Annotated in this window: 4 protein-coding genes; all 4 read left to right on the top strand. The window is 76.1% G+C overall.

Features of this window, described 5'->3' with window-relative positions:
* The coding region (locus ACFW1I_RS21705) for a pyridoxal phosphate-dependent decarboxylase family protein (protein WP_384672375.1) at positions 1-1377 on the top strand (1377 nt) is incomplete at its 5' end.
* Entirely contained in the window at positions 1374-3158 is a 1785-nt protein-coding gene (locus tag ACFW1I_RS21700) for an IucA/IucC family protein (protein ID WP_384672374.1), read from the top strand. The genes ACFW1I_RS21705 and ACFW1I_RS21700, both read left to right, overlap by 4 nt.
* Positions 3155-3742 carry a GNAT family N-acetyltransferase gene (locus ACFW1I_RS21695; RefSeq protein WP_384672371.1) on the top strand — a complete coding sequence of 196 codons (588 nt, stop codon included), beginning with the start codon at positions 3155-3157 and terminating at the stop codon, positions 3740-3742. The genes ACFW1I_RS21700 and ACFW1I_RS21695 overlap by 4 nt, the downstream gene beginning before the upstream one ends.
* The coding region (locus tag ACFW1I_RS21690) for a lysine N(6)-hydroxylase/L-ornithine N(5)-oxygenase family protein (protein WP_384672368.1) at positions 3739-4694 on the top strand (956 nt) is incomplete at its 3' end. The genes ACFW1I_RS21695 and ACFW1I_RS21690, both read left to right, overlap by 4 nt.

The raw sequence follows: 4694 nt of genomic DNA, 5'->3' as shown, positions 1-4694 counted from the left end.
GCCGTGGGGCGCGCCCCCCCCCCGCGGGCGCCCCCCCCGCCCAAACCCCCCCGCGGGGCACGGGCCCCCGACGCCGCCCTCGGCCTGCTCGCCACCGTCCTCGTCGAGCACGGCATCGACCTCTCCCACCCCCGCGCCGCCGCCCACCTCCAGCCCCCCGCGCTGTCGGTCGCGGTCGCCGCCGACGTCCTCGCGAGCGCCGGTAACGCCTCCCTCGACACCTACGACTCCGGCCCCTCCGCCCTCGCCGTCGAACGCTGGCTCATCGGCGCCCTGACCGGCCTCGCCGGACTCGGCGAGCGCGCCGACGGCGTCCTCACGCCGGGCGGCTCCCTCTCCAACCTGATGGGGCTGCTCCTCGCCCGCGACGCCGCCGCCCACCGGCGCGGCATCGACGCCCGCGAGCAGGGCGTCGCCGCACTGCCCGGACCGGTCGTCTTCTGCTCCGAACTCGCCCACTTCTCCACCCACCGGGCCTGCGCCGCCCTCGGACTCGGCGAGGCCGCCGTCCACCCCGTGCCCGTCGACGACCGGCGCCGCATGCGCCCCGACGCCCTGCGCGCCGCCCTCGACGCGCTCGGCCCCGACCGCACCCCCGTCGCCGTGGTCGCCACCGCCGGCACCACCGACTTCGGCTCCGTCGACCCCCTCCCGCAGATCGCCGAGATCGCCGCCGGACACGGCATGTGGACGCACGTCGACGCCGCCTACGGCTTCGGCGCCCTCTTCTCCGACCGGCTCGCCGACCGCCTCGCCGGCCTGGAACTGGCCGACTCGATCACCCTCGACCTGCACAAGATCGGCTGGCAGCCGGCCGCCGCCAGCGTGCTGCTCGTCTCCGACACCACCGCCTTCACCGCCCTCGACCGCCAGGTCGCCTACCTCAACCCCGCCGACGACTCCGAGGCCGGCTACGACGGCCTGCTCGGCCGCAGCCTCCAGACCACCCGGCGCCCCGACGCCGTGAAGGCCGCCGCCACCCTCCTCACCTACGGCCGCGCCGGCCTGGGGCGGATGGTCGACACCTGCCACGACCTCGCCCGGCACGCCGAACGCCGCATCCAGGCCGAACCCGACCTCGAACTGGTCGCCCCGGCCGAACTCACCACCGTCCTCTTCCGCCACCGCACCGCCGACCCGGCCGACTCCGACGCCTTCAACGCCGCCCTCCGCCGCCACCTCCTGGAGACCGGCACCGCGCTCATCGGACGCACCGAGGCCGCCACCGACGGCCCCGGCTCGCCCCGGCGGGTCTGCCTGAAGTTCACCCTGCTCAACCCCACCGCCACCACCGACGACATCGACGCCCTCGTGGACGCCGTCCTCGACGCCGGCCGCACCTGCGCACGACTCATCAAGGAGGACGACGCCGCATGAGCACCACCACCACGGCGCCACCCGCCCAGGCCGACCCCCTGCACACCCGCGACGCCCGCGGCGCCTCCGAACACGCCCACATCGAGGCGCTGTTGCGCTGCTGGCTGCGCGAGACGCACACCCCCGTCGCCCCCGGCCCGCTCCGGATCGACCTGCCCACCGCGGGACTGACCCTCGTCACCGAGGTCACCCACCGCTCGCCCACCGGCTGGCACCGCTTCGGCCCCACCCGCCTGGAGGGCCCCGGCGGCCCGCTCGGCGACACCGCCGACCCGGTGACCGCCGTCGCCCTGCTCTCCACCGAGGCGGCCGTACGCGGCGGCGGCCGGCCCGGGGGAGTCCCCGCCGGAGAGGTGGCCGACCTCGTCGAGCGCACCGCCGAATCCGTCCGCAGGGTCGCCACCTTCATCGCCGACCGCCGCGCCCACCCCACCCCGCCCCCCGGCGTGGACGGCTTCCTCGACGCCGAACAGGCCCTCCTCCTCGGCCACCTGAACCATCCCGCGCCCAAGAGCCGGGACGGCGTCTCCGACCACGAGGCCCGCGCCTTCTCGCCCGAACTGCGCGGCTCCTTCCGGCTGCACTGGTTCGCCGCCGACGCCTCCGTGGTCTCCCACGACGCCGTCGACGGCGCGCCCTCGCTGGCCGGCCGCGACACCGTGGCGCTCCTCGCCGACCTCGCCGGGCAGCGCCCCGACGACGGCCGGGTGCTCATCCCGGCCCACCCCTGGCAGGCCCGCGACCTGCTGCACCGCCCCCGCGTCCGGGCGCTCCTCGCCTCCGGCGCCCTGGAACCCCTCGGCGAACGGGGCCCCGCCTGGTGGCCGACGTCCAGTGTCCGGACCGTCTACCGGCCGGACGCCGTCGTGATGCTGAAGCTCTCCCTCGGCCTGCGGCTCACCAACTCGCGCCGCGAGTCCACCCGTACCGAACTGCGCCGCGGCCTGGAGATCAACCGCCTCCTCGACGCCGGACACGCCGACGCCACCTTCGCCGCCCACCCCGGCTTCGCCATCACCCGCGACCCCGCCTGGATCGCCGTCGACGAACCGGACCGCCCCGAGGGCCCCGAGGTCACCGGGCTCGACGTCGCCGTCCGCGAAGTCCCCCGGGACATCGCGCGGCTGCGCTGCCTGGTGGGCCTCGTGGCGCCCCGCCCCGGCCTCGGCCGCAGCGCCCTCGGCGACCTCGTCGCCGCGCTCGGCCCCGGCGCGGCCGAGCAGTGGACGGCCGACTACACCGACCACGTCCTCGTCCCCATGCTCCACCTGTACGCCGCCACCGGCATCGGCCTGGAGGCCCACCAGCAGAACACCCTGGTCCGCCTGGACGAGCACGGCCGGGTCACCGGCGCCACCTTCCGCGACAACCAGGGCTACTACCTGGCCGGCTCGCACCTGCCCGGCCTCCTCAAGCGGCTCGGTGCCGACACCTCCACCCTCGCCGTCGTCGACGACGCCCTGGTCGACGACCGGCTCTCCTACTACCTGCTGCGCAACCAGGCCCTGTCGGTCGTCGGCTGCCTCGCCGTCGACGGACTGGCCGACGAGCGACGGCTGCTCGCCGTCCTCGCCGAGCGGCTGCGCGTCGCGCTGCCCGCCCTGGCCGCGGCCGGCCCCGACGGCGACCGGCTCGCCCGCCGCTGGCTCACCGCGGACACCCTGCCCTGCAAGGGGAACCTCCTCACCCGGCTGCACGGCATCGACGAGGTGCTCGCCCCGCTCGACGCCCAGTCCGTCTACCTCGACGCCCCCAACCCCCTCCAGGAGGCCACCCCGTGAGCACCGACCCGCAGACCGGCGGCGGCACCGTCCCGGGCCCGCCGCTGCCCCTGCTGCCCGGCCGCTGGACGGCCCGCGTCGCCCGCGCCGAGGGCGCCGACCTGGACCTCGTGCACGGCTGGATGCGGTCCCCGCACATCGACGCCTTCTGGCACCAGGCGTGGCCGCGCGAACGCTGGCACGAGGAGATCGCCGGCCATCTGGCCGGCGACGCGATCCTGCCCGTCCTCGTCGACCTGGACGGCGAACCGGTCGCGTACGTCGAGGTCTACCGGGTCTTACGGGACCGGCTCGCCGGCCACTACCCCGAGCTGCCCCACGACCTCGGCGTCCACATCGCCATCGGCGAGGCGGGACGCACCGGCAAGGGCCTCGGCCGGACGCTGCTGCGCGCCCTCGCCGACGGCCTGCTGGCCGCGGACGCCGCCTGCACCCGCGTGGTCGCCGAACCCGACGTGCACAACGGCCCCTCGCTCAGGGCCTTCGAGGCCGCCGGATTCCGGCCCGCCGGCAAGGTCGAGTTCCCCGACAAGACCGCCGCCCTGATGATCCGCCCGCGCACGCCGGAGGACCTGCCCCGATGAGCGGACCCACCACCGACCACGACGTCGTCGCCATCGGCTGCGGCCCCTTCAACCTGGGCCTCGCCGCCCTCGCCTCCACCGTCGACGACCTCGACCTGGTCGTCCTGGAGGAGACCCCGGAGCTGACCTGGCACCGCGGCATGATGTTCGGCGACGCGTCGATGCAGGTGAACTTCCTCGCCGACCTCGTCACCCTCGTCGCCCCCTGGCATCCGCTGTCCTTCCTCGCGTACCTCCACGACATGGACCGGCTGTACGCCTTCACCGTGCGGGAGAACTTCTTCCCCTCCCGCCGCGAGTACGAGCACTACCTGCGCTGGGCCGCAGCGCGGCTGCCGGCCGTGCGCTTCGCGCACCGGGTCGAGGAGGCCGACTGGGACGCCGGCGAGGAACGCTTCACCGTCCGCGCGGTACGCGGCGACGGCACCGCCGTCCGGCTGCGCGCCCGCCACCTCGTCCTCGGCATCGGCACCGCCCCGCACCTCCCCGAGGCGCTCGCCGGGCTGCCCTCCGACCGGGTGCTGCACACCTCCGACTACCTCCACCGGGCCGCCGACGTGGCGCGCGCCGGGCGGGTCACCGTGGTCGGCTCCGGCCAGTCCGGCGCCGAGGTCGCCGCCGACCTGCTGACCCGCAACCTCGACGGCGGCCCGGCGGTGAGCTGGCTGACCCGGACCGGCTCGTGGGCGCCGCTCGACTACACCAAGATGAACCTGGAGCTGACCACCCCGGCGTACATGCGCTACTTCCACACCCTGCCGGAGGAGGTCCGGGACCGGCTGGTCCGGGAACAGTGGCAGTTCTACAAGGGCATCTCCACGGACACCCTGGAGGAGATCCACGAACTCCTCTACCGCCGCCAGCTCGACGTCGGCCGCGCCGCCCCCGGCGGGCGCGGAGGGGGGGCCCGCGCGGCCCCCGGGGCGGGGCCCCCCCCGGCGGCCGGGCGGTG

Source organism: Streptomyces sp. NPDC058955 (assembly GCF_042741435.1).
In the GTDB taxonomy this organism is placed as follows: domain Bacteria; phylum Actinomycetota; class Actinomycetes; order Streptomycetales; family Streptomycetaceae; genus Streptomyces.
This window is presented reverse-complemented; position numbering and strand designations above follow the sequence as displayed.

Excerpts from the sequence above, each read along its gene's own strand:
- ACFW1I_RS21700 (WP_384672374.1), top strand. The coding sequence starts at position 1,374 with ATGAGCACCACCACCACGGCGCCACCCGCCCAGGCCGACCCCCTGCAC.